We start from the raw sequence: 26,377 nt of genomic DNA, 5'->3' as shown, positions 1-26,377 counted from the left end.
TGTAATCCTTATTTATTTTTTAGCTTCCACCAAATCAAGTTCTTCTAAACTTACTTTAGAAGTAAAAATTCCATAATTGACAGTCGCTTTATTTTTTTCAATACTGTCTATGGTTCCTACAGCTTTTCCATCAGTCATTCGAACTCTATCGCCTACTTTTAAAATAGGTTTGGGTTTTTCTACAATTGGTTTTGCCTTTTTTTCTTTTTTAATAATTCTTATTTCCTCAACTTTTTGTTCTACTTCTTTAATTATTTCTTTTTTCTTTTCCGTGATCAATTTTGCTTCTTTTGGTGACACCTTTTTTCGTTTGGAATTTTCAATTTCTACAATCTTCAAAAATTCACCTATAAGTTCTTTTTTATTTTTGTTGTTGAAATATTTTTCGGCAATGTCTTCAATTTTCTGACCTATATAAATAGTTTTCTGTTTACTATCATATAATTCTTGATAGCTTTCTAACTTTTGCTTGATTCGTTCATTAATCGACTCCATTTTTTTTCCTTCCTCTCTTGCTTTGGACTCTTCCTCTTTCAAAATTTGAGAAGTTTTTTCAAGTTTTGAACGCTCTTTTTGAAGCGTAGCTATCGTCTTGTCAAATCGTACTTTTCCTTTTTCAATTTTCTTTTTTGCTCTATTGATCAATCCAAAAGGAATCCCGTTTTTTTGAGCAACTTCAAAAGTAAACGAACTTCCTGCTTGTCCAATTACCAATTGGTACATGGGTTCTAATGTTTTTTCATCAAATAACATATTGGCATTTTGAGCAAAAGGCAACTCATTGGCCAATATTTTTAAATTGGAATAATGAGTGGTAATGATTCCAAATGCTTCACGATGATAAAACTCTTCAAGAAAAATCTCAGCCAACGCACCACCTAATTCGGGATCAGAACCTGTTCCAAATTCGTCAATCAAAAACAATGTCTTTTTATTACACTTTTTAAGAAAATAGTTCATGTTTTTCAAACGATAACTATAGGTACTTAAGTGATTTTCTATAGATTGATTATCACCAATATCGGTCAATATACGGTCAAATAAAAATGTTTCGCTTCGTTCGTGCACAGGTATCAACATTCCGGACTGTAACATCAATTGTAACAAACCAACCGTTTTTAAGGAAATTGTTTTACCTCCAGCATTGGGACCGGAAATGACAATTATTCGATTTTCTTGATTTAATTCAAAGGTTTGTGGATGAGTAATTTCATTATTCTGCTTGTTATTTAAATACAAAATAGGATGATACGCTTCGCGCAAAAACAACCTTCTGTTATTGGTTATTTCGGGTAAAATACCGTTGATTTTATTGGCATATTTGGCTTTGGCAGCCACCACATCTATGTCACTCAAAAATTCTTGGTACTCTATAAGCAAAGAAAGATATGGCCTAATAGCATTAGACAATTGCTTTAATATTCGAGTTATTTCTTCCTTTTCCTCATATTCCAAATTACTCAATTCACGAGAGTATTTTAAAGTAGTCTCGGGTTCTATGTATGCAATACTTCCCGTTTTTGAACTCCCCAATATCGTTCCCTTTACCTTTCTACGGTACATGGCTAAGACTGCCAAAACTCTTCGATTTTGAACAAAACTTTCTTTGATATCATCCAAGTACCCTAAACCATTGTATTGTGATAAGGCCACACCAAAACTTTGATTTACCTTGCCACGAACTACATTCATACTTTTCCGAATATTGAGTAAATCAGGAGAAGCATTATCTTTTATCTCGCCATATTTATCCACTACTTCATCAATCAAGGTGATGATGTTTTTGGTATATTCTACTTTTGACGCACGAGCATATAAATTGGGATAATAGTCTTCGAACTTCTTTAAAAAATTTAATAAAAAATTGCTAGTACTTGAGAGCGTGGCTATTTTTCTAAAACTACCTACTTCAAGAAAACTATCTTCAATGGCCAAAAATTTGATTTCGTGATGAATGGCGTCAAATCCGTGGTTCGGAATGGCATTGTTGTTTTGAAAAGAAGAAACATATTCAGAGGTTTGTAATAAAGCTTGCATTAACGTCTCTTTTTCTTTAAAGGGCGTTATTTTCAATGCTTTTTCTTTGCCTAAGTCAGTATTACAAATGTCCGAAAGGGTTTCTAATACAGTTGGAAATTGTAAATCTTGTAATGTTTTTTCGTTGATAGCAATCATGAAATTGTATTATTTTGGGATACAAAAATAAGTATTCCTTTTCGAGTATTTACATTATTAATTGATAGCTTACACCTCTATTGATAAAATACTTTTAGTTTGATAACAGTAAAAGAAATTTTTTCTTACTAGCCAAACAATATTTACATTTGAGATAAAAAAATGTCACCCCTAGAAATAGTACAAGAACAACTAGATGCCTATAATGCACAAGATATAAAACGATTTGTATCTTGTTTTGCTGATGACATCCAAGTGTATCAATTCCCGAATGTGTTGCTTTATTCTGGTATTGCTATGTTTGAAAAGCATTATACCGAAGCATGGGCGAGAAACCCAAATCAAAAAGCGAGTGTCAACGAAAGAATAAGCTTAGGAAATTTAGTCATCGATAAAGAAAAAGTGACAGGAAGAGCTTCTGGAGAAATAATACACGTGATTGCTATGTACAAAGTAAAGAACAATAAAATATCACAAGTTTTCTTTGAATATGAATAACATAACCTCCAACTATTCCTCAGTATTAAACTCAGAATGGGCATCATTTTTACATGATGAACTAGCTTCTGATTATTTTCAAGAATTAATAAAAACCGTTGATGAGGAATATCAAAAACATACATGTTTCCCTCCAAAAGCATTACTTTTTAATGCTTTTAATCAGTGCGCTTTGCAAGAGGTAAAAGTCATCATCATCGGACAAGATCCCTATCATGGAGTAGGAGAGGCTAATGGTTTGTGTTTTTCGGTTAATGATGGTATAAAAATCCCACCTTCCTTGCGTAATATATACAGAGAATTAACTGATGATTTGGACAGTATTTTCATGCCAACATCTGGAAATTTAGAAGATTGGGCCAAGCAAGGAGTTTTGCTATTAAATTCCAGTTTAACCGTTCGAAAAGACCAACCCAATAGCCATAAAAATCTAGATTGGAGCCGCTTTACTGATGCAGTCATTGAAAAAATTGCTTCCCAAAAAAAGCATCTTGTTTTTTTATTATGGGGAAGTTTTGCACAAAAAAAAGGAAGTAAAATTGATAAAACCCAACACTTAGTTTTAGAAAGTGGACATCCATCACCGATGAGCGCCAATCAGGGAAAATGGTTTGGAAATCAACATTTTTCAAAAACAAATGAGTACCTCAAGGATCATGGAAAAGAACCCATTCAGTGGATAAGATAATTATTTTTTAATGATATCTTTAAGAACTGCTTTATTATCGTAGTTTATTACTTCCAAAATAATGGGTTGATTGTTTATAGTTTTACCATAAACGGTGTATAATTTCCCATTTTCAGTTGGAATATTACTTTTATCAAAATCAACATCACCGTATTTTAACGTATTTTTTATATCGATGGTGTCTACCCACTTTTCACTAAGAATTTGAGAAGCTTTATCAGAATAGATAAAAGGTTTTGAACTTAAATTGTTTAAAACTCTGGAATTTGGAAAATAATTGCATCTAGTATCCTTTCCTAAAAAAAAACCAGCTACAACAAAGAAACCTAAGACTAAACCGATCAAATAGTAAGCAAAACGTTGGTATAATTTCATAACGATGATGAAAATTGATTAAATTAATTTTGGCAAATGTAATTCAAACTTTTGTGAAAAACTAGATTTGCAAATTCAATTTGTTTTTCAATTTTAGGAACAACAGCGCAATTCGGTAAGCATCTTCTGAAGAAGAATTTCTATCACTTTGTGGAATTTTATAAATTTCGCACAATTCATCCAAAGAAAATTGTTTGTCGGTAATGTCGTTTAATTTTCGATACATCACGTCCACATCAAGTGCTTGGTTTTTAAGTTTTCCACAGTCCATTTTTTCTAATGCAGCATTAATGATGTCTACATCAAAATCAACATGATGTCCAATCAAAACAGCATTTCCAATGAAATCAACAAACATTTGAATAGCATCAGTTTCAACCAATTTTTTCATTTTGCTATCAACAATAAACTCATTGGAGAGTCCATTGTCATGAAAATATTTATATTGCAAGAGTACTGCTTCAAAACTTTGTCCAATGCAAATACTATTGTCTTCTATTTCAAAAGCTCCAATTGATAGAATGACATCTTTTTCTGGATTCATACCAGATGTTTCTGTAGAAAACACAATAATTCTATTGGGTTTACCATCAAACTTTGACAAATACTCCTTCCAGAATTCTGGATATTCCTTGTTAATATTTTTTAGCCAATCTAACATATTAAGAAAATTGAGTGAGTTTGAATTTACCTTTTATCAATTCTTCAAGGTCTTTCATTGGACTTAAAGCGGCTTTGAGTTTATCTTTATCCATACGTGACATTTCTGCAACAGGAAGATATTGACCTGAATCATCATTTTTTAAACCTTCTAATGTTCTAAATTTAGTCAAAGTAATAAAAGCTTCAGCACAGTTGAGATAAATTTCTGCGTTTTTGGGGTCCAAAATTGCCAATTGTTTGTATCTAAGGTAAGTATTGTTTATACCTTTTAAATTATAATATAAAGCAAATAAACGAGCACCATCAATTAAAGGCATTAATGCACGAGTCTTGATATCAAATTTATTTCTATTAATGGAATCTTCTTCTGTAATAAATTTTTTGAAAAAAGTAAGGGGAGCATTACTTCTCAATACATCATTTCCCATGTAATCAAAGAAAAGAGTATTATTCTTTGCGTTTTGAAAAATGACATTACCAATGGCTTCCTCTAATTTTTCATCGCCAAATACTTTTTCATAATCAAAAAACAGAGCACTCATATCGCTGCTATTTTCACCTGGTGTATTCATCCAACTATTGAATTGTTTGATCCAATCAGATAAGGATTTACACCAAAGCAAATTACTCGCCATATGATCCTGAGGGCAATATGGATAACCAACTTTTTCAAGATTTGCAACAGTACGTTTGGCCAATTTTACAAAATAATCTTTTACTTCTCGATATTGATCTGCAGCTACATCTTCAAAGACCAACATACTGTCCTGATCAGTAAATAACAACTGTTCCTTTCTACCTTGACTTCCAATGCTTAACCAAACAAAACGAGCAGGAGGGGAGCCCATATCCAGAATTGAAAGCTCTACACATCTTTTAATTATGGCCAAATTAATTTCACTGGCAATATTTGAAACATGGTATAATGGAATGTTTTTATGAATTGCATTTAAAATTAAATCCGTGAGTTTTTCTCTTACTTGTTTTAAATCTTTAGGAGTTAACGAACGTTTAATTTCCTTAATCATTACACCTGGATTACTAGCTTGAGCAATAATCAAATCGTGTTCAGAAATAATTCCTTTCACAACTGATTGGGAAGTGCCATCTAAGGTTACACATAAATGAGAAACATTATACTTCAACATAATCAATTGTGCTTCAGCTAATGAAACATTCTCAGGCACTGTAATGACAGGCGAATCCATAATTTTGTCAATACTATCCGAAATCAAATACCTACCTGTTGCTACTTTCGAACGCATATCCCAATCCGTTACTATACCAATCGGAAAATTATTTTCGCAAACAATTACATTATTAACCATTTTCTCTGTCATGATAATGGCAATGTCTTTGATTATGGCTTTTCCTGTGGTGGTCAATGGAGAGGTATCATAGGTGAGTGACTGAAAGTATTGAATTTCTGATTGTTGATCAGGAAAAAACACATTATCAGATAATAATTTACCTGTATAATTTTCTTTATCACTGGCATATCGTGAAGTTGTGGCAAAACTTTCAAGCAAAAAATTTAAAACCGAAGAATTATTAGCCACAAACGGTCTAAATGTAGCAATTGGAATGGCATAAATAATAGAATCCTCTCTAGCTTTAGCGGTCATCATATAATTATTCTTGGCAAAAAAAGGACGAAGACCAAAAATATCACCTTGTTGACTTTTATTTAAAAGAGTTTCCTCAGCATCAGAAATAACAGAAAGGCTAATAGTACCAGAGGCTACAACGTAAAAACATTCATGCAACGGGTCATTAATTTTGAATAAAGTTTGATGTTTTTCTAAATTAATAACACGAATATTTGAAGCAATTTCAGAGAGTTCACTAAAAGTTAAATTATCAAAAGGGGGATACTCTTTCAAAAAATCAGCAATACGTTCTGCTATGGTATTCATAGGTTTCAAATAGGTTTTAATAAACGTAAAAGTAATAAATAAGTCATCAAAAATCAATGACAAATACTAGAAGTATCTGATTTACAAATGTCTTAATAAAATCTTAAAAAGAATAATATTATTAGTAAATTAGCATTTGTTTATCATTAGAACTTTATTTCACTTAAAACCATAGCATTATGAAAATCAAAAAAAATGTTGTCTTTCTGTTACTTTTGTTAACCAGTATAAGTTTTGCTCAAAAAAAAGTGAGCAGTCCTGCTGAATCTGTAACGGGAAAAATCAATGGCGCAACCATAACTGTGAATTACGGAAGTCCATCGGTTAAAGGAAGAGCCATATGGGGAGCTTTAGTTCCTTTTGATAAAATTTGGCGTGCCGGTGCCAACGAAGCCACGACGTTTGAAACGGATAAAAATATTGTAATTGAAGGAAATGAATTACCTGCTGGAAAATATTCTTTTTTTATAATTCCAAATGCCAATGAAAGTGTCCTAATTTTCAATAAAGATTCAAAACTATGGGGTGCTTATGATTACAAAGCAACCAACGACCAATTACGCGTAACGGTTAAAAACAAAATGAACTCATCGTCTATAGAAAAATTAGAATATAAAATTACCGGCACAAGAATTGAGTTGCTATGGGAAAAATGGATTATAGGCTTTAATGTACAATAGATTTAATAGTTTTAGTATAAAGCACCTCAAAAGGGTGCTTTTTTTTAGCCCTGATAAATCATGTATTTCGAATAAAGAATAGAACAAAGTAGAAATATTGAATTTTCTATTTTACATAATATAAATTATAATTCAAAAGTATATCTATTAAATATGAGGACCGACCAAAGTAATTACAACAACCTTATTTTTGTTGTAACCAATAATTGGCAATTAATTTTTCTATGAGTTCATCTTTAGTTAAATGATGAAAAATTGATTTAATTTGAGATTTAAAGTTAAGATCTAAATCATGATTGGGTTTCGTCTTGAAAATTTGTTTAGCCCAAAGTATGGCATTATTTTCTTCAATACTTTCGGATGACGGTTTTTGGTACTTGGTAAATTGTAAACCCAATTGTTGTTCGAAGTCTGAAATCTCAACTTCCTCTTCAGCTTGTATTACCGTTAAAGAAAGTCCGTTCGCACCAGCTCTTGCTGTTCTACCACTTCGGTGTACATAAGCTTCATACGTATCTGGTAAATGATAGTTTACCACAAAAGAAACATCTGCAACATCAATTCCTCGAGCGGCTAAATCAGTAGCTATTAAAATGTTAATATGTCCTTGTCTGAATTGATTCATGATTCTATCTCTGATACCTTGTGTTAAACTTCCATGAATTGCACCAGATGAAAACTTATGAATCGCCAAATTTTTAGCTAATTTGTTTACTGCAGCTTTGGTTTTACAAAAAATTATACCACGTTCCCCTTCTTTGGAAGTTAAAAAATGCATCAAAACGTCCAATTTTTCTATAGGATCTACTACTATATATTGATGATCAATAGCTTGATTTCCCAATTGCTCCATGTCAGAGCTTACTTGAACTACGTTTTTGTGTAAGTAATTCTGAATCAATTGCTTTATAGAACCCGAAAGTGTGGCGGTAAAAAGAAATGTTTGGTGCTTTTTGGGCAATGAAGCCATAATAGTATCCAAACTTTCTTTCAAAATAGCAACCATTTCATCTGCTTCATCAAGCACTAACAAAGGTGTTGCATTTAAATTGACAGCTTTACGTTCTAATAGATCAATCAATCGACCAGGCGTTGCAATTAATAAATGTGTAGGTTGTCCTAAACGCTCTATTTGAGGTTTTATGGGCACCCCACCACAAGTTACAGCTATAGAAAGTGATGGTAAATATTTTGCAAATTGAGTTAAATTTTCAAATATTTGATTTCCTAATTCTCTAGTTGGAACTAAAATTAGCGCTTGTACGTTGTGGTCATTTGTATCAATGGTGTCCAAAATTGGCAACCCAAATGCCGCAGTTTTTCCAGTTCCTGTCTTTGCAATACCAACTAAATCAGTACTTCTTTTTAATGCCAATGGAATAATTTCGGATTGAATTTGAGTTGGCACTTTAATTCCAAGTTCTTCAATTGCCTTGACCACAGCCGTTGATAATCCTAAGTTTGCGAAATTATTACTCATTTTATACTGATTTATAGTTTTAAAAAATATGGATTATACAGCAACTTAACTTTGAATCAAAACTCAAGTTGAACCGTTTAAAATTATTAGTCCAATTCACTCATTACTTTTTCGCGATATTTTTTTCCAATTAATAACGTTAATCGTGTTTTATAATCTTCAATCAACCACTCGCGATAATTTTTACTACACTGACTCAAACATTTTGAAAATCTTTTCACTCTATCTTCAATGTCATCTTCAAGAAATTTAGCTAGTGCTTTGGCTTCCTGAGGTAACTCTGCATTGTCTACACACATTGACGCATGTTGATCTAAGGATTTATCTAAAACAACTTTGGAACGTAAATTTTGTTTGATTGCCAACTTATGTTCCTCATCGACATCAAAAGATACATCCTCAGTTTTGCTAAACTTTGCTCTAATATCAGGTGGCATTTGATATTTAAAATGCATTTCAATTTCTTGATCATCCCTTAGATTTTCCAAATAAAATTCGGGTGATTTAAAGATATGTTGCCAGTTGACTGGATCACTCCACAGTCCAAATCTCGCAGCATTATTACCCAAATCAATTACTGTGAATTCATCTTTACCTGGCAATTTTCTAGAGCCACGACCAATCATTTGAAAATATAAAGTCAAAGATTTTGTGGCACGATTTAGAATTATGGTCTCAACAGTAGGCTCATCAAAACCTGTAGTTAAAATTCCAACGGAAGTTAAAATGGCATCTTTGGTATGTTTAAACCAATGCAAAATCTCTTTTCGGTCTTCATTGCTACTGGTATTATCCAAATGACGAATTGGATAACCGGCTTCACGAAATGTTTCGTATACATATAGTGAAGTATTAATACCATTATTAAAAATTAATGTTTTTTTACCCAAAGAGCGTTCCGTATAAGCATGCAAAAGTTTTTCTTGCATCACCATATTAGTATACAAATCATCAGAAGATTTCACGGTATAATCTCCGTTAATACCAACTTTTAACGAGGTTAAACCTACATCGTAACTATATGTAACAGCTCTAGCCAAAAATCCGTTATCAATTAATGAACTAATCGTATCACCTACTATCAGCTCTTGATAATTTTGATTCATAGGCAGTTTTATATTGGAACTTAAAGGGGTTGCTGTTACTCCAAGTATAAAAGCTTTTTTAAATGAACTTAATAATTTTCTGAAAGAATTATAATGCGCTTCATCAATGATAACCAGTCCAATATTGTCTAGATGTAATTTTTCATCGTTAATACGATTTTTAAGTGTTTCAACCATGGCTACGAAACATGAAAAATCGTTTTGATCTGGTAAGTCTTTAACTTTGCTGTTAATTATTTTATTTTTCACTCCAAAACCTTTCAACATTTTGGAAGTTTGCTTACACAACTCTATACGATGGGTTAATACCACCACTTTCTTTTCATGTTGAGACAAATACCTTCTAACAATCTCGGAAAAAATAACAGTTTTCCCACCTCCGGTAGGTAATTGATACAACAAATGGTAATTAGAAGGTGCATTATCTATTCTTTCAAAAATAGCATCTATATCACCTTTTTGGTAAGCATAAAGTTCTTTTTTTTCTTCAATTGGTGCTTGTAACGTCTCTTCTAGCATTGTATTTTTTAATTTTTGCAAAAATACGTTTAAAAAAGAGTTATACCACTACCTTAAATCTAAATTTTATAGTTTGCCTTTTTAAAATTTATCTTATGACAAAACATTATTGTAAGAAATACTACCTTTTTTTTATCTTTTGCATTGCATTGCTAAAATTAAGTAATGGTATTTTGAAAAATGAGCAGTACCATTAATCAAATAGAATACTTAATTTTGTGGCTCTTTATATTTAAAATTCAATTATGTTTAAATCATTTAAAATTACGGCGCTTTTAGAAGGTTGTTCTTATTTACTATTACTGTTCAACATGTTAGTTATCAAACCCAATGCTATTGATTTGTATAAAACACTACTCTACCCTATTGGAATGAGTCACGGTGTTTTATTTATTGCCTATGTTGGCCTTGCGGTTTTACTAAAACAACAACAAAAGTGGTCTTTCTTAACTTTTTCTATAATAATTTTAGGTTCGCTTCTTCCTTTTGGTACCTTTTATATTGAAAAGAAATATTTAAGCAATGAATAAATATTTAGAAATCATTTTTAATTTTCTTTATCCAATTTTCAGAAAATGGGGATTGGGTTATACCTTTTCTTCCTATTTAAGTTTAGTACTCAATATAGCTATATTGATTTTCTTGACTTACACTATTTACATGATGTTTCGTTTTTTGTTTGTAACTGCCATGGCTATAGTTGCTTTAAAAACGAAAACAAAATTTGATGATTTAATTGTTTCTAATAAGACCGTCATTTATATTGCCCAGCTAATTCCTTTTACATTAATCTATAAGTCGGTTCCAATAATTTTGGATCGATATGAATATTGGGAGGGATTATTTGGAAAATTAGTAGGCGTCTATATTGTTCTACTTATTCTATGGATTATTCGATCCATTTTGAACACCATTAAAGATTATTTAAAGCAAAAGCCACGCTTTAGTGATAAGCCTATTGATAGTTTTATTCAGGTTATCATGATTGTGTTATGGATGTTTGGTGTCTCAGTTATTATTTCTAAACTTTTCGGAATTAGTCAAAAAGAGATGTTGACTATATTCGGGGCTGTTTCTGCGGTAATACTTTTGATTTTCAGAGATACCATTTTGGGTTTTGTGGCCAGTGTACAAGTAGCTATAAATGATATGGTGCGTATTGGAGATTGGATTACCATGGAAAAATATGGTGCCGATGGTGATGTAATCGAAATTAACTTAGCTACAGTAAAAGTTAGAAATTTTGACAACACCACTACAACTATTCCAACCTATAGTTTAAGTTCTGATTCTTTTCATAACTGGAGAGGTATGTTTCAATCAGAAGGGAGGAGAATAAAGCGTCATCTTTTATTAAAAGCAAGTTCGATACGTTTTTTAGAAGACAGAGAACTTGAGGATTTACAAAAAATAGCTTTAATTTCTCCTTATATTAAAACCCGAAAAGCAGAAATCGATCGTTACAACCAAGCTCATAATGTAGACAAATCATTAGCTATAAATGGTCGAAATTTGACCAATCTTGGCTTGTTTAGAAAATACATTAATCAATACTTACATCAACACCCTGGGCTAAATAAAAACCTTACCATGATGTGTCGCCAACTTCAGCCTACTCCACATGGTATTCCTTTGGAAATTTACGCCTTTTCAACCGATAAAAGATGGGTTAACTACGAATACATCATGGCTGATATTTTTGACCATGTTATGGCAGCGGTTCCCTATTTTCATTTAGAAATTTATGAAATGCCATCGGATACAACTTTTTTAAAAACCCAGATGAGACCATAAAAAAAAAAAAGGGATGAAATTGATTCATCCCTTTTTTTATAATCGGTCTTTAACATATTCTATTTCGGTTTTTCCGTGAGGTTTTGGTTTTCCATCTTCTCCTAAATTCACCATTGTCGTATTTTCGATAGTAATGATCGTTTCTCGTGTCATCATATTTCTTGCTTCACATTTCAAGACCAAAGAGGTAGTACCAAATTTCACTACATCAATCCCAATTTCAATAATATCCCCTTGTTTAGCTGAACTTCTAAAGTTAATTTCGGACATATACTTTGTGACAATTTTAGGATTTTCTAATTGAACTATAGAATATAAAGCCAATTCTTCATCAATCCAAGCGAGTAACTTTCCACCAAATAACGAACCATTGGGGTTTAAATCTTCGGGTTTCACCCATTTTCTAGTATGGAATCTCATGATTTACTTTTTATATACTTTCAAAAATAGGAAAAATAAGCCTCACTTTTAGTATCTTTAAACAAAAAACCATGCTAAATCGCGACCAATTTATTCAAGAGTTTAGAGGTGATGTTTTGGGTGCTATTACGCCACAATCCTCTGCAGATGAAAAATTTCAAAACCAAGTACTCCGACCCATACTAAAATTACAAAATGATTTATTTTTAGCTGTATTTGATAATTATCTTCAAAAAAATAGAAAAGATTTTCACTCATTAACCATAGAAAAAAAGTTAATTCTTGTAGAAAATGCTATTCAAAAAGATGTCAAATTAAGAAACTCTTTTAAAGGGATTATTATTGGATTATTTACTTTAGAAGAATACCAAACGTATATTAAAAACTCTTCAAATCTCAACAAGCGCATGATGAACATGCTCATCGAGCGCATCAAAAGCCAAATACAACTTTTTGAAAAATTTATATAGAATTACAAGACTTTGTTTAATTGAAGTTCCTTATTGATTGGAGAAAAAGTAATTTAAAAAACTCAAAACTGTATTCATTGACCAACCGTATTCCAATATTGATGAATTTTAATTTTCTTAGATTATGAAAAAAGAATTGTCAACGAAAACACAACTAATTTTAGGACTTCAACACGTATTGGCTATGTTTGGCGCAACGGTTTTAGTACCATTTTTAACTGGACTTGATCCTTCTATCGCTTTGATTTCAGCTGGAATTGGAACATTGCTATTTCATTATACTACAAAAAAAATAGTACCCGTATTTTTAGGCTCCTCCTTTGCTTTCATAGGTGCTTTGACATTTATTCTCAAGGAGGAAGGAATTGGAAATGTAAAAGGCGGGGTCATTGCCGCTGGAATAGTTTATATTTTCATGGCAGGAATGGTCAAATTGTTTGGAGTGGAAAAAATAAAATCATTTTTTCCTCCAATAGTAGTGGGCCCGATTATTATGGTAATAGGATTGCGATTGAGTCCTGTAGCCATAGCAATGGCGGGGTATAAAGATGGTGCATTTGATCAGAAAAGTTTATTAATTGCCCTAATAGTCATTACTACTATGATTATTGTTTCCATACTAGAAAAGTCATTTTTTAGATTAGTTCCCATTTTAATCGCGGTCTGTATCGGATATTTTACAGCTTATTTACTCGGTGTAGTCGATTTTTCGAGTATAACACAAGCCAATTGGTTTGGATTTTCCCAAAAAGGGATGAGTGACATACTAACACTTCCCTCCTTTTCTCTCTCGGCTATTTTTGCCATTGCTCCTATCGCTCTAGTGGTTTTTATTGAACATATTGGCGATATTTCCACAAATGGAGCCGTTGTTGGAAAAGATTTCTTCCAAAATCCAGGTATCACGCGTACCTTGTTTGGAGATGGATTAGCTACTTTATTTGCGGGTTGCATTGGCGGTCCTGCTGTAACTACTTATGGAGAAAACACGGGTGTTTTAGCTGTTACTAAAATTTACGATCCAAAAATTTTAAGAATAGCTGCCGTTTATGCCGTGATATTAGGGGTAATTGGAAAATTTGGAGCTGTATTACAAACCATTCCTACACCCGTAATGGGTGGCGTTTCTATTATATTGTTTGGAATGATTGCAGCTGTTGGTGTTCGTACACTAATTAGTGCCGAAATTGAATTCTCAAATTCACGCAACTTAATTATCTCTTCAATTATATTTGTATTAGGTATTGCTATTCAAGAAGTTAACATCAGTAAAACTTTGTCATTATCTGGACTTACCATTGCAGCATTTATTGGCGTATTTTTAAATAAAATTTTACCTAAAGACCAATTAAATCTTGATAAGAATCCTTCATAAAAAGGTTTATTTTGATATCACCTAGTTCTTCAATAGTCAATCATCAAATTATTCGTTGCCCTTTAATTTTTATCCACTTCGATGCTTTTAACATAATAATTGTCATCAATAGTGAAATTCGATTTAGTCTTAACTGTCATTGTTTTCCAATCTTTACTTGGGGTAATATTTTGCTTTTTCCCGTTGAAATACACTATGATTGGAAGCGAAAAACCAGCAACCACATTAATCCAACGATATCCAAATTGATTGTCTTTGAAATAATACTCCAATGTAGGAATTCGAGTATCACGCAAATATTGGTTAAAAAAAGGAGTTAAGCTTCTACCAATCTTTTCGCTCAAATATTTTTCAATTTGTAGTGAGGTAACTGTTTGATGATAAAACGTTTTATTCAAGCCTCTTAAAATGGTACGCCATTTTTCATCATTATTGACCACTTGACGTAAAGTATGCAACATGTTAGCACCTTTGTAATACATATCGCCAGAGCCTTCATTATTGACATTGTACTTTCCAATTATCGGTTTATCATTTTCAATATTTTGTCGGACTCCTTTTACATACTCACTTGCAGCCTCTTTCCCGAAATAATATTCCAAAAACAAACTTTCTGAATATGCTGTAAAACTCTCATGTATCCACATATCAGCAATATCTTTGTACGTGATATTGTTGGCAAACCACTCATGTCCCGACTCATGTATGATAATAAAATCAAACTTTAATCCCCATCCTGTACTACTCAAATCACTTCCTAAATAGCCATTTTGATATTTATTGCCGTAGGTTACACTACTTTGATGCTCCATACCCAAATAAGGCACTTCGACCAATTTAAAGCTGTCTTCATAAAAAGGATAAGGACCAAACCAATGTTCAAATGCCTTCAACATTTTGGGCACTTCTTGAAATTGTTTTTTGGCTTTTTCGAGATTCTCACGTAAAACAAAATAGGTACAATCTAAATTTCCTTTTTCTCCTTTATATACATCTGAAAAAGAAACATAGTCGCCAATATTGATATTTACGCCATAATTATTTATTGGATTAACTACTTCCCAATGAAAAGTTCGAGTACCATCTGATTCATTTTGAATATTTCGCAATCTTCCATTAGAAACATTAGTCAGATTTCCTGGAACATTCACACTAATCATCATCCCATTATCCGCTTCATCATACATATGGTCTTTATTGGGCCACCATACACTTGCCCCCAAACCTTGACAGGATGAAGCAATAAAATCATTCCCATTAGCATCTTTACTCCAAGTAATTCCTCCATCCCAAGGTGGGTTTACAGCCACTTTAGGTTTTCCGCTATAAAAAACTACAATTTCTTTGGTGGTGCCTACTTGCTGAACATCGGATAATGTAATAAAGTATACATTTCCTTCTCTTGTAAAATGAAGCGTCTTACCCTCCTGAATTACATTGGTAAGCTCCATTGGGGGTTGCAAATCTATTTGCATTACCTTGGCCTCTTTCAATACCTGATAACGAATGGTATTGGACCCAGCAATTGTACTGTCTGTTGGATTTACTTTAATCGCTAAATGATAATGCTTTAAATCCCACCAAGCTCTTTCTTTTGTAATGCTTCCTCTCAGCGTATCTTGCCGGGTAAAAATAGTTTCCTTTTTATCTAATAATCCTTGCGCTCTACTTACAATGCCAATACAAAATAATATGAGGATAGCTATTTTTTTCATTAAATATAGTTTTTTATCAAAACTACATATTTTTTTAATATGTAAATAAAAAACTACGAATCAGTAAAAATTAATACCAATGATTTTCTGCTAAGTTTGGCTCTGCGTAAGTTAATTGTTTAGCCGATTCCAAAGTGTCTAAATAGGCTCGAATTGGTGCATAATCGACATCCGAAGGTATTTGCATCACAAAAAATGTATCGTTAAATTTTTCGGACTCACAACCCATTTCTGAAAAGTGCTGTCTTAATCCTTCTATTTCTAAATCTTGACCAACAATAACTTGAACTGTAGAATTACCCGAATGCTCCAGCGTTTCTTTGTAAACAAGTTGCCCTTGTTCAGGATCTATTTCAGCAAAAACTATATCACCACAAGATACTGGTGCATAAAAAGGTATATTATCTAATTTATAAATACCTTCATTTTCATCTAATATAATGGCCCAAAGGGTCTCGGTTGCCCAATCGTTTAATAAATTACTAAAAAAACGGAACTTTATTTTAACTTCTGAATTAGTGTCTTGCATCTTCTAAAATAGGATTAAATTGGAACAACTTCTGTATCCCAAAACGATTTGTATTATCCCAAAAGATTTATTTCTGACGTGCTTTTAAAACATTGACAATGTCGTTTAATTGAAATCCTTTGGCTTGAAGCAAAATTAAGTAATGAAAAAGTAAATCTGCACTTTCATTCAAAAATAATTCATCATTTGAATCCTTAGCTTCAATAACCACTTCAATAGCTTCCTCTCCTACTTTTTGAGCAATTTTGTTAATGCCTTTTTCAAATAATGAAGCCACATAACTCTTCTCGGAATCGGCATTTTCGCGACGTTTTTTAATTGTCGACTCCAATTGTGAGATAAAACCATAATTTACAGAATTGGCTTCTTGCCAGCAAGTGTCAGCGCCAGTATGACAAGTAGGACCCACTGGTTTTGCCTGAATCAATAAGGTATCGCCATCGCAATCATTTTTGATAGAAACCAATTCTAAAAAATTGCCACTTTCTTCTCCTTTGGTCCACAAACGTTGTTTGGAACGGCTAAAGAACGTTACTTTTTGAGTCTCGATGGTTTTTTGAAGCGATTCTTTGTTCATATAGCCCAACATCAAAACATTTTTTGTTTTAGCATCCTGAATAATCGCAGGAATTAATCCGTGAGCACTAGATATATTTATTTGCATAATTTTTTATTTAAAATAATTGAAAGATTAAATGATTGAAAAATTGAAAGATTGAAAAATTGAAAGATTGAAAACGAAAAATAAAAGAGTTTTCTATTTCTATGGTCTATATTCTATGTTCTATGTTCTACAATCTTACTTCAAATTGGTTGTTTTTTAAAGCTTTTTTTAGCGTCTTAATCTCTATTTCTTTGAAATGAAAAACACTAGCCGCCAAAGCCGCATCGGCTTTTCCATCAATAAAGGTATCCACAAAATGCTGAATGTTTCCAGCCCCACCTGAAGCAATTATCGGAATATTAACCAATTGTGATAGTTGCGCTAAAGCTTCGTTGGCAAAACCATTTTTGGTGCCATCATGATTCATTGATGTGAACAGTATTTCGCCTGCACCGCGTTGTTCTACTTCTTTCGCCCAGTCAAACAATCGCATTTCCGTTGGCACCTTCCCTCCTACCAAATGTACTATCCATTCGCCTTTTATTTGTTTGGCATCAATAGCTACTACGACACATTGGCTGCCAAATTTCTGTGCCAAATCATTAATTAATTGCGGATTTTTGACTGCCGAAGAATTGATAGACACTTTATCAGCACCATTTTGCAGCAATACTTCCACATCTTCAACGGTCGAAATACCGCCACCCACCGTAAATGGAATATTGATGGTAGCCGCCACTTTTCGCACCAAGTCAATCAAAGTGCTTCGCCTTTCCTCGGTAGCTGAAATGTCCAAAAACACCAATTCATCTGCCCCTTCATCAGAATAGATTTTGGCCAATTCTACTGGGTCGCCCGCATCGCGTAAATCGACAAAATTCACCCCTTTTACGGTTCGTCCGTTTTTAATATCTAAGCAAGGTATTATTCTTTTCGTAAGCATATCGTTGTTTATTGTTTGTTGTTTTTAATTAATGGTTTATTTTTTAAGCTACAAACCATTAACTATCAACTATGAACTTAAAATAAAATTTTCTAGTTGTTTCAACGTGATTCTCCCTTCATAAATCGCTTTACCGATGATGGTTCCTTCACAACCTAGTTCGGCTAATTTAGGCAATTCATCAAAAGTAGAAATCCCTCCTGAAGCAATCAATTTTATCCCTTGGGCTTGTTCCAGTATTTTTTGGTACAAATCAAAACTCGGTCCTTCTAACATACCATCTTTAGCGATATCGGTGCAAATCACGTACTGAATACCTTTGCTTTGATAGTCTTGAATAAATGGAATTAAGTCTTCATTGGAATCCTCCAACCAGCCAGAAACAGCCACTTTTTCATTGTTGGCATCTGCTCCTAAAATTATTTTATCGGAACCGTATTCTGCAATCCATTTTTCAAAAATGGCTCGATTTTTTACGGCTATACTTCCTCCAGTAATTTGGTTGGCACCACTTTCGAAAGCAATTTTTAAGTCGGCATCGGATTTCAAACCACCACCAAAATCAATTTTCAATTTCGTTTTAGTCGCTATTTGCTCCAAGATTTTATAGTTAACAATTTGGCTCGACTTGGCACCATCCAAATCTACTAAGTGCAAATACTCAATTCCGTGTGCCTCGAATGATTTAGCGACTTCCAGTGGATTTTCATTGTAAATAATTTTGGTATCGTAATCACCTTTGGACAAACGCACACATTTTCCTTCGATGATATCTATTGCGGGTATTATTCGCATAATTTGTTTACAGTTTAAGGTTTAAAAAGTTGTTTAAAATTTGCTCTCCAACATCTCCACTTTTTTCAGGATGAAATTGCGTTCCGAAGAAATTGTCTTTCTCTAAAGCCGATGAATACTCTAATTCATAGTTTGTAGTTGCAATGGTTTCCTTGCAAAGCGGCGCATAAAAACTATGCACTAAATACATATATTCATTCTCGGTAATGCCTTTAAACAAATCCGATTTTAGATTGTAAATCGTATTCCAGCCCATTTGTGGCACTTTCACTTTGGAAGAAAATTTGACCACATCCACATCAAAAATTCCCAAACCTTTTGTATTCCCTTCTTCAGAAGATTGACACATCAATTGCATGCCCAAACAAATCCCCAAAACAGGTTGCTTTAAAGTTGGAATCAAAGTATCTAGTCCGCTTTCTTGTAGCATTTTCATTGCATAACTCGCTTCGCCCACACCAGGAAAAATGACCTTGTCTGCTACTTTTATCTCCTCAGGATTGTTACTCAAAACCGCTTTGTATCCCAATCGTTCTATGGCAAACATAATGCTTTGAATATTTCCTGCGCCGTAATTTATGATAACTATTTTCATTATTTTAAGTTAGATGTTAGAAGTTAGATGTCAGAAGTTTCTAATTTTCCACTTCTAACTTCCCATTTATTTTACAACATTCCCTTCGTACTTGGTAAAATCATTTTTTCCGTATCGCGTTTCACGGCTACTTTTATAGCTTTGGCGAAAGCCTTAAAAATCGCTTCTATTTTGTGGTGTTCATTAGTGCCTTCCGCTTTGATGTTGATGTTCGCTTTTGCCCCGTCTGAAAAGGATTTGAAGAAGTGATAAAACATCTCAGTTGGCATTTTTCCTACCATTTCGCGCTTGAATTCAGCTTCCCAAACCAACCAATTTCTTCCGCCAAAATCAATCGCCACTTGTGATAGGCAATCGTCCATTGGTAAACAAAAACCATAGCGTTCAATCCCTAATTTATTACCTAAAGCCTTGGCAAAAACTTCTCCCAAAGCAATGGCCGTATCTTCTATAGTGTGGTGTTCGTCTACTTCCAAATCGCCTTTTACCGAAATTTCTAAATCCATTTGTCCGTGACGCGCAATTTGGTCCAACATATGGTCAAAAAAAGCAATTCCAGTGTCGATTTTACTTTTTCCTGTCCCATCCAAATTTAACTGAATGGTAATATCGGTTTCGTTCGTTTTTCTAGCAATACTAGCCGAACGAGCTTCTAATTTCAAAAACTCATAAATCGCTTTCCAATCTGTAGTTTGCAAGGCAATTACAGCCTCTAATTCCTCTTTTTTACTAGACAATTCTGCGGCTCCCAACCCTTCTTCTTGCTTCAAGAAAATGGCTTTGGCTCCTAGGTTTTTGGCTAATTCTACATCGGTCAAGCGGTCGCCCAACACAAAAGAATTTGCTAAATCATAATTCGGATTGTTAATGTACTTGGTCAACATTCCCGTTCTAGGTTTGCGCGTTGGCGCATTGTCTTCAGGAAATGAACGGTCCACAAAAATATCATCAAACAAAACTCCTTCGTTTTCAAAAGCTCTCAAAATAAAATTTTGCGTAGGCCAAAACGTCTCTTCAGGAAAACTATCAGTTCCCAAACCATCCTGATTCGTAACCATCGCTAATTCATAATCCAATTCTTTGGCGATTTTTGCCATATATTGAAACGCCTTCGGGTAAAATTCTAATTTACTCAAACTATCCAACTGATACCCTTCTGGTTCTAAAACTAGCGTTCCATCACGGTCTATAAAAAGTACTTTTTTCATTTATTCTAATTTTTACTCTCTTTTTTTTTTTTTACAAACATGAAGTGTTCTCCTTCATTTGTTTCATTTTCTCTTTGGCAGTATTTTCGTCTATTTCTTTAAAATAAATTAATGTTGTAAATAAACCTGTTTCATATACTAACTCATAATATAATGATTTTGCAGATTCAACTTGAACCTCAATGTACGGCATACCATTTTTGAATGTTTTGATGTCTTTATTGCCATATTGAAGCTTTAAATTGTGCCTACCTGAAGGAACTTCATGTATAGAATATCGTTTGTATTTTGCCTTGCATACAAATTTATCATCAATATAAAATTTAAAATTGGAAAAAGTTCCTCCCCAGCCTGATGAACGAAGAAAATAAATTTTGCCAGTTTCATCTGCTTTAGTGGTTTGCGCTTTTATTAAAGTTGTAAAACTTAATAAAATCAAGAGAATTAACAACCATTTTCTATGTAGTAGAATCATATTTTTTTATTTATTAAACTAATAAAGCTTCTATCAATTTCTTATTTTCTATTTCTGTTCCAATCGTCAATCGCAAACAATTTTCGCAAAGGGGTTGCGTAGTTCGGTTACGAATCACTATGCCTTTGGCAATTAATTCATCGTATCTTTTGTTCGCATCATCCACTTTAATCAATACAAAATTCGCTTCTGTGGGATAAACAACTTCAACAAAATTTACCTTAAGTAATGCTTTAAGTAAAAGTTCTCTTTGCGCAATAATAGAATTAATTTCTAATTCAATTTTAGCTGGTTGTTGCAAACGTTCAATCGCTCTTTGCTGCGTTAATTCATTAACATTATAAGGCGGTTTAATTTTATTCAACACTCCAATAATAGCTTCTGAAGCATAGCAAATTCCGAGTCGAATCCCTGCCAACCCGTAGGCTTTGGACAAGGTTTGTGTAATGACCAAATTAGGATAAGCGTCCAATTCGTTCACCCAACTCGCTTTGGTAGAGAAGTCGATATAGGCTTCATCAATAACCACTAATCCGTTGAAATTATTCAACAGATATACCACACTTTCGTCCGAAAATGAGTTGCCCGTAGGGTTATTTGGTGAACACAAAAAGATGATTTTCGTATTGGCATCAACCGCTTCCAAAATAGCTTCTACATTGGGTTGAAATTCATTGGTCAACAACACTTCTTTGTTGGTAACATCATTCAAATTGGCCAAAACACTGTACATTCCATACGTTGGTGGCAATGTGATAATGTTATCGATTTTTGGCTCACAAAATCCTCTAAACAATAAATCCAACACCTCGTCACTACCGTTTCCAAGTAGAATTTGTTTCTTTTGCAATCCTATACTTTGCCCTAAAATCGATTTAACCGATTGTTGCTGCGGGTCTGGATAGCGATTTACGCCATTTTCAAACGGATTTTCATTCGCATCTAAGAAAATCATTTGAGCGGTATCAAAATCTTCAAATTCGTCTCGAGCGGAAGAATAAGGTTTCATTTGTTTTACATTCTCCCGAACTAAATTATTTATATCAAAACTCATTACTTTAATCTTTAAATATTTACATCTTTAAATCTCAACGTCACCGCATTTTTATGGGCTTGCAATCCTTCAGCCTCAGCCATTAGTTCAATTGCAGGACCAATGTTTTGAATGCCCTCAGCTGTAATTTTTTGAAATGTCATCGATTTTAAGAAACTATCCAAATTGACACCACTATAATTCTTAGCAAAACCATTGGTTGGCAAAGTATGGTTGGTTCCCGAAGCATAATCTCCCGCGCTTTCGGGCGTGTAATTCCCAATAAAAACTGAACCCGCATTACCAATATTATTTACATAAAAATCTTCGTTTTTAGCGCAAATAATGAAATGTTCAGGCCCGTATTCGTCAATCAAGTCTAAAGCGATTTGGTCATTCTTAACATAAATCAATTTAGAGTTTTCAATGGCTTTTGTTGCAATGGCTTTTCTTGGTAACACTTCCAATTGGGTTTGGATTTCAGTTTCAACCGCGTCAATTAAATCTTTTGAAGTCGAAACTAAAATCACTTGACTGTCGGTACCGTGTTCTGCTTGCGACAACAAATCCGAAGCTACAAAGGCCGGAACGGCTGTATCATCAGCAACAATTAACAATTCTGATGGCCCCGCAGGCATATCGATGGCAACCCCAAATTGAGTCGCTAATTGTTTGGCTACCGTAACAAATTGATTACCTGGTCCGAAAATTTTATACACTTTCGGAATTGAAGCTGTACCAAAAGTTAATCCTGCAATGGCTTGAATGCCACCAACCTTCAAAATTTTAGTTACCCCACACAATTGAGCGGCATACAAAATGGCTGGGTTGATTTTTCCTTTTTTATCTGGAGGAGAACACAGCACAATTTCCTTGCAACCCGCAATATACGCTGGTACAGCCAACATTAAAACGGTCGAAAATAAAGGAGCTGTACCACCTGGAATGTACAAACCAATCTTTTGAATTGGGCGTTTTTCTTGCCAACACGAAACACCTGAAGTAGTTTCTACGCTTACACGAGTGGTTTTTTGAGCGGTATGGAATTTCTCAATATTGGATTTTGCCAATTGAATAGCATCTTTTAATTCTTGCGGAATTGATGCAATCGCCTCATTGATTTCTTCTAGAGTAACTTCAAGATTGGCTACTGCTACTCCATCAAAAAGAGAAGTGTATTTGGTAATGGCTTCGTCTCCTTTTTTTTGTACTTCTTTAAAAATTTCTTTTACAGTAGTTTCTATGTCATCTACTGTTTTTGTGGGTCTTTCTAGGAGGGTTGACCACGTTTCTGGTTTTGGATTGTATATTTTGTTCATTTTTTATATTTTTAGTAAAATTCCAATTTTTAAAATTCTAAATTCCAATCGCTAAAATTTGGAATTTGGTTTTTCAGTATTGAAATTTAAAATTTTATAGCACCATTTTCTCAATTGGGCAAACCAATATTCCTTCGGCGCCAACTTCTTTTAATTGATCGATTACTTCCCAAAACGTATCTTTATCAATAACCGAGTGCACACTACTCCATCCTTCTTGCGCCAATGGCAATACGGTTAAACTTCTCAATACAGGAAGAATTTTGCCTACAGCATCGATTTTATCATTGGGAATATTCATCAAAATATATTTGGATCTTCTGGCTCGCAACACCGATTCGATTCTGAATTTCAAGGTGTCGATGATCTTTTGAGATTCCTTACTTACTTTGGGAGAAACGGCCAAAACAGCTTCGCTTTTGAAAATCACTTCGACTTCTTTCAGATTGTTTTTGAACAAGGTACTACCACTAGAAACAATATCAACAATAGCGTCGGCTAAACCTATATTTGGAGCAATTTCGACCGACCCTGAAATTTGGTGAATATCAACTGTAACGCCTTTGGATTTGAAAAAATTAATCACGGTATTTGGGTAAGAAGTAGCGATTCGCATCCCTTCTAAATCTTTAACTGAAGTATAATTAAATGATTTAGGAACGGCTACAGAAACTTTGCATTTCGAAAAACCTAATTTTTGAATTACTTCAATATTTTTACCTTTTTCGACTAACAAATTATCGCCTACGATAGCAATGTCTACTACGCCATCGATAAGATATTGAGGAATGTCCGAATTTCGCAAATACAATACTTCAAGTGGAAAATTAGAGGCTTCTGCTTTTAATTGATCGATACCATTGTCTATGGATATTCCGGCATCTTTAAGGATTTGAATACTATCTTCGTTCAATCGTCCTGATTTTTGGATAGCAATTTTTAGTGTACTCATTTTAGTTTTTTGTTTAGATTGATAAAATTTGAGTACAACTAAGAAGGTATAAAAAAACCCGTTTGATGTACTCAAACGGGTTTTAAAATATGATGAATTACAAACATACCATTAACACATCGCTTGAGAGCAATAATGTAAATGATGATGATGTAATTGAGTTGCAAACATTGTTTTTGTTTTTTTTACGTGGCAAATATATAGTTTTAAATCATAAATAAACAAATTATTTCAACTTTTTTGTTAAAATTTTTATTAAAAAAACACTCGTCACTACAAAACCTTTGTGTTGCAACGAGTGTTTAAAAAAAAACCAACTTAATTATTAATCAAACTAACAAACTATACGTTTTCTAAAACAGCATCTATTTGTGGACCTGCTTTAACTAGTCGTTTGCCTTCTTCAGTGTCGGTAAACTGTTCGAAATATTTTATATATCTTGAAGCTAAATCAATCGCTTTTTTCTCCCACTCTTTTGGATTATGATAAGTTGAACGGGGATCTAAAATTTCAGGGCTAACTGCTGAAAGATTAGTTGGAATGGTTAAGTTCAAATATGGAATTTTAGCTGTTGGTGCTTTATCTATTTCACCACTAATTATTGCATCAATAATAGCTCTTGTGTTTTTCAATGAAATTCTTTTTCCTGTTCCGTTCCAACCTGTATTTACTAAATAAGCTTTAGCACCGTGTTCTTTCATTTTAGCAATTAGCGTTTTAGAATACATGGTAGGATGTAAGGTCAAAAAGGCTTCACCAAAAGCTGGTGAGAATGATGGCTCAGGCGCTGTAATACCTCTTTCGGTTCCTGCCAATTTTGAGGTATAACCACATAAGAAATGGTATTGCGCTTGTTCGTCATCTAATATTGAAACTGGAGGCAATACACCAAAGGCATCAGCAGATAGATAAATGATTTTTTTAGCATGTCCAGCTTTTGATGGAAGAACAATTTTATTGATATGATATATTGGGTAAGAAACTCTTGAATTTTCGGTTATGGTGTGATCATAGTAATCAACATCACCATATTCATCTACAATTACGTTTTCTAAAAGTGCATCACGTTTGATAGCTCTCCAGATATCAGGTTCGTTGTTCTCGCTCAAATCAATTACTTTGGCATAACAACCTCCTTCATAATTGAAAACACCGTTATCATCCCATCCGTGTTCATCATCTCCAATTAAATAACGTTTAGGATCAGCAGACAAGGTGGTTTTTCCAGTTCCAGAAAGTCCAAAGAATACTGCAACATCTCCCTCTTCCCCTACGTTTGCAGAACAGTGCATAGAAGCCATACCTTTTAATGGAAGATAATAGTTCATCATGGCAAACATACCTTTTTTCATTTCGCCTCCATACCATGTTCCACCAATTATTTGAATTCTTTCTGTCAAATTAAACATGACAAAATTTTCCGAATTTAACCCTTGTTCCTGCCAATAGGGATTGGTAGTTTTGGAACCGTTCATTACAATAAAATCAGGTGTACCAAAATTTTCTAATTCATAAATAGAAGGACGGATAAACATATTGGTCACAAAGTGCGCTTGCCAGGCAACTTCCATAACAAATCGAACTTTTAGGCGAGTATCTGGATTTGTCCCGCAAAAAGCATCCACAACATACAACTTTGGAGAGGTGGACAATTGATTCAATACTAATTCTTTACAGGAATCATAAATAGCTTTTGTGGTTGGAAAATTTACTTTTCCATCCCAAAATATCGTATCTTTTGTTATGTCATCTTTTACTATATATCGATCCTTGGGAGAACGTCCGGTGAAAACGCCTGTTTTCACAGCAATTGCTCCTGTGGTAGTATGCGCTCCTTTTTCATATCCTTTTCTTCTTGAAGAGACTTCTGCTCTATATAATTCTTCATATGATGGATTATAGGAAACTTCATGATAACCAGTGATTCCTAATTCGTGTAGTTCCTGAATAATTCTAATATTTTTCATAATTCAATACTTTTACAAATGTTTAATTTAACACAAATTTTACTTCACTAAATCGATTTATTGTACTCAAATTTACGATGAC

Annotated in this window: 26 protein-coding genes; 7 read left to right on the top strand and 19 right to left on the bottom strand. The window is 33.5% G+C overall.

Annotated features, from left to right (window positions below):
- Positions 1-12: 12 nt before the first annotated feature.
- On the bottom strand, positions 13-2,175 hold the full coding sequence (locus ACZIX2_RS04695) for an endonuclease MutS2 (protein WP_463338923.1): 2,163 nt from the start codon (positions 2,173-2,175) through the stop codon (positions 13-15).
- Between the two features lie 162 nt (positions 2,176-2,337).
- Here ACZIX2_RS04695 and ACZIX2_RS04690 point away from each other — a divergent pair, with 162 nt between their 5' ends.
- Together ACZIX2_RS04690 and ung are read left to right on the top strand one after the other, a co-directional pair.
- On the top strand, positions 2,338-2,673 hold the full coding sequence (locus ACZIX2_RS04690; RefSeq protein WP_463338922.1) for a nuclear transport factor 2 family protein: 336 nt from the start codon (positions 2,338-2,340) through the stop codon (positions 2,671-2,673).
- Entirely contained in the window at positions 2,666-3,361 is a 696-nt protein-coding gene (gene ung, locus ACZIX2_RS04685; protein ID WP_463338921.1) for a uracil-DNA glycosylase, read from the top strand. The genes ACZIX2_RS04690 and ung overlap by 8 nt, the downstream gene beginning before the upstream one ends.
- Here the strand turns inward: ung and ACZIX2_RS04680 are convergent, their stop codons facing one another.
- The 3 genes from ACZIX2_RS04680 to ACZIX2_RS04670 all read right to left on the bottom strand — a co-directional run bounded on the left by ACZIX2_RS04680 (position 3,362) and on the right by ACZIX2_RS04670 (position 6,315).
- Positions 3,362-3,736 carry a DUF4258 domain-containing protein gene (locus tag ACZIX2_RS04680; RefSeq protein WP_463338920.1) on the bottom strand — a complete coding sequence of 125 codons (375 nt, stop codon included), beginning with the start codon at positions 3,734-3,736 and terminating at the stop codon, positions 3,362-3,364.
- 61 nt (positions 3,737-3,797) lie between these two features.
- Complete coding sequence (locus ACZIX2_RS04675) at positions 3,798-4,397, bottom strand: 3'-5' exonuclease (protein ID WP_463338919.1); 600 nt, start codon at positions 4,395-4,397, stop codon at positions 3,798-3,800.
- Between the two features lies 1 nt (position 4,398).
- Positions 4,399-6,315 carry a DUF294 nucleotidyltransferase-like domain-containing protein gene (locus ACZIX2_RS04670; protein ID WP_463338918.1) on the bottom strand — a complete coding sequence of 639 codons (1,917 nt, stop codon included), beginning with the start codon at positions 6,313-6,315 and terminating at the stop codon, positions 4,399-4,401.
- A 179-nt stretch (positions 6,316-6,494) separates the two neighbouring features.
- Here ACZIX2_RS04670 and ACZIX2_RS04665 point away from each other — a divergent pair, with 179 nt between their 5' ends.
- Entirely contained in the window at positions 6,495-6,995 is a 501-nt protein-coding gene (locus tag ACZIX2_RS04665; protein ID WP_463338917.1) for a DUF2911 domain-containing protein, read from the top strand.
- Positions 6,996-7,179: 184 nt separating this feature from the next.
- Here the strand turns inward: ACZIX2_RS04665 and ACZIX2_RS04660 are convergent, their stop codons facing one another.
- Positions 7,180-8,475: a DEAD/DEAH box helicase gene (locus ACZIX2_RS04660; RefSeq protein WP_463338916.1), complete on the bottom strand. Its 1,296-nt coding sequence runs from the start codon at positions 8,473-8,475 to the stop codon at positions 7,180-7,182.
- An 86-nt stretch (positions 8,476-8,561) separates the two neighbouring features.
- On the bottom strand, positions 8,562-10,100 hold the full coding sequence (locus tag ACZIX2_RS04655; protein WP_463338961.1) for a DEAD/DEAH box helicase: 1,539 nt from the start codon (positions 10,098-10,100) through the stop codon (positions 8,562-8,564).
- A gap of 245 nt (positions 10,101-10,345) precedes the next feature.
- On the opposite strand from ACZIX2_RS04655, the gene ACZIX2_RS04650 reads away from it, so the two are divergent.
- Both ACZIX2_RS04650 and ACZIX2_RS04645 read left to right on the top strand, forming a co-directional pair.
- Positions 10,346-10,630, top strand: coding sequence for a DUF3817 domain-containing protein (locus ACZIX2_RS04650; RefSeq protein WP_463338915.1), 285 nt, complete (start codon positions 10,346-10,348; stop codon positions 10,628-10,630).
- Positions 10,623-11,894, top strand: a complete 1,272-nt coding sequence (locus ACZIX2_RS04645; protein WP_463338914.1) for a mechanosensitive ion channel family protein — start codon at positions 10,623-10,625, stop codon at positions 11,892-11,894. The genes ACZIX2_RS04650 and ACZIX2_RS04645 overlap by 8 nt, the downstream gene beginning before the upstream one ends.
- A 36-nt stretch (positions 11,895-11,930) precedes the next feature.
- On the opposite strand, the gene ACZIX2_RS04640 is transcribed toward ACZIX2_RS04645, so the two are convergent.
- Positions 11,931-12,314 (bottom strand): acyl-CoA thioesterase, encoded by a 384-nt coding sequence (locus tag ACZIX2_RS04640; RefSeq protein WP_463338913.1) that lies wholly within the window; start codon positions 12,312-12,314, stop codon positions 11,931-11,933.
- Positions 12,315-12,385: 71 nt separating this feature from the next.
- Here ACZIX2_RS04640 and ACZIX2_RS04635 point away from each other — a divergent pair, with 71 nt between their 5' ends.
- Together ACZIX2_RS04635 and ACZIX2_RS04630 are read left to right on the top strand one after the other, a co-directional pair.
- A complete protein-coding gene (locus tag ACZIX2_RS04635; protein ID WP_463338912.1) occupies positions 12,386-12,784 on the top strand; it encodes a glyoxalase in 399 nt (132 codons plus the stop codon).
- 124 nt (positions 12,785-12,908) lie between these two features.
- Positions 12,909-14,159 (top strand): uracil-xanthine permease family protein, encoded by a 1,251-nt coding sequence (locus tag ACZIX2_RS04630; RefSeq protein ID WP_463338911.1) that lies wholly within the window; start codon positions 12,909-12,911, stop codon positions 14,157-14,159.
- A 62-nt stretch (positions 14,160-14,221) separates the two neighbouring features.
- On the opposite strand, the gene ACZIX2_RS04625 is transcribed toward ACZIX2_RS04630, so the two are convergent.
- From ACZIX2_RS04625 to pckA, 12 genes are all read right to left on the bottom strand, one after another.
- On the bottom strand, positions 14,222-15,874 hold the full coding sequence (locus ACZIX2_RS04625) for a M1 family metallopeptidase (RefSeq protein ID WP_463338910.1): 1,653 nt from the start codon (positions 15,872-15,874) through the stop codon (positions 14,222-14,224).
- A 70-nt stretch (positions 15,875-15,944) separates the two neighbouring features.
- Positions 15,945-16,403: a DUF4265 domain-containing protein gene (locus ACZIX2_RS04620; protein ID WP_463338909.1), complete on the bottom strand. Its 459-nt coding sequence runs from the start codon at positions 16,401-16,403 to the stop codon at positions 15,945-15,947.
- A 67-nt stretch (positions 16,404-16,470) separates the two neighbouring features.
- Positions 16,471-17,067 (bottom strand): bifunctional phosphoribosyl-AMP cyclohydrolase/phosphoribosyl-ATP diphosphatase HisIE, encoded by a 597-nt coding sequence (hisIE, locus tag ACZIX2_RS04615; RefSeq protein ID WP_463338908.1) that lies wholly within the window; start codon positions 17,065-17,067, stop codon positions 16,471-16,473.
- A 127-nt stretch (positions 17,068-17,194) separates the two neighbouring features.
- Positions 17,195-17,950: an imidazole glycerol phosphate synthase subunit HisF gene (gene hisF / locus ACZIX2_RS04610; protein WP_463338907.1), complete on the bottom strand. Its 756-nt coding sequence runs from the start codon at positions 17,948-17,950 to the stop codon at positions 17,195-17,197.
- A gap of 69 nt (positions 17,951-18,019) precedes the next feature.
- Positions 18,020-18,745: a 1-(5-phosphoribosyl)-5-[(5-phosphoribosylamino)methylideneamino]imidazole-4-carboxamide isomerase gene (gene hisA, locus ACZIX2_RS04605; RefSeq protein WP_463338906.1), complete on the bottom strand. Its 726-nt coding sequence runs from the start codon at positions 18,743-18,745 to the stop codon at positions 18,020-18,022.
- 7 nt (positions 18,746-18,752) lie between these two features.
- The gene (gene hisH / locus ACZIX2_RS04600; protein WP_463338905.1) at positions 18,753-19,340 is read right to left on the bottom strand and encodes an imidazole glycerol phosphate synthase subunit HisH; all 588 of its coding nucleotides are present in this window, start codon (positions 19,338-19,340) and stop codon (positions 18,753-18,755) included.
- Between the two features lie 71 nt (positions 19,341-19,411).
- A complete protein-coding gene (hisB, locus tag ACZIX2_RS04595; RefSeq protein ID WP_463338904.1) occupies positions 19,412-20,548 on the bottom strand; it encodes a bifunctional histidinol-phosphatase/imidazoleglycerol-phosphate dehydratase HisB in 1,137 nt (378 codons plus the stop codon).
- A 31-nt stretch (positions 20,549-20,579) separates the two neighbouring features.
- Positions 20,580-21,023: a hypothetical protein gene (locus ACZIX2_RS04590; RefSeq protein WP_463338903.1), complete on the bottom strand. Its 444-nt coding sequence runs from the start codon at positions 21,021-21,023 to the stop codon at positions 20,580-20,582.
- A gap of 13 nt (positions 21,024-21,036) precedes the next feature.
- Complete coding sequence (gene hisC, locus ACZIX2_RS04585; RefSeq protein WP_463338902.1) at positions 21,037-22,077, bottom strand: histidinol-phosphate transaminase; 1,041 nt, start codon at positions 22,075-22,077, stop codon at positions 21,037-21,039.
- A gap of 11 nt (positions 22,078-22,088) precedes the next feature.
- A complete protein-coding gene (gene hisD, locus ACZIX2_RS04580) occupies positions 22,089-23,375 on the bottom strand; it encodes a histidinol dehydrogenase (RefSeq protein WP_463338901.1) in 1,287 nt (428 codons plus the stop codon).
- A 94-nt stretch (positions 23,376-23,469) separates the two neighbouring features.
- Positions 23,470-24,327 carry an ATP phosphoribosyltransferase gene (hisG, locus tag ACZIX2_RS04575; protein ID WP_463338900.1) on the bottom strand — a complete coding sequence of 286 codons (858 nt, stop codon included), beginning with the start codon at positions 24,325-24,327 and terminating at the stop codon, positions 23,470-23,472.
- Between the two features lie 342 nt (positions 24,328-24,669).
- Positions 24,670-26,295, bottom strand: coding sequence for a phosphoenolpyruvate carboxykinase (ATP) (pckA, locus tag ACZIX2_RS04570; RefSeq protein WP_463338899.1), 1,626 nt, complete (start codon positions 26,293-26,295; stop codon positions 24,670-24,672).
- Positions 26,296-26,377: the final 82 nt, after the last annotated feature.

Source organism: Flavobacterium riviphilum (assembly GCF_055231795.1).
Note: the sequence above shows the minus strand (reverse complement) of the source record. Positions and strands in the feature narration are given on the sequence as shown.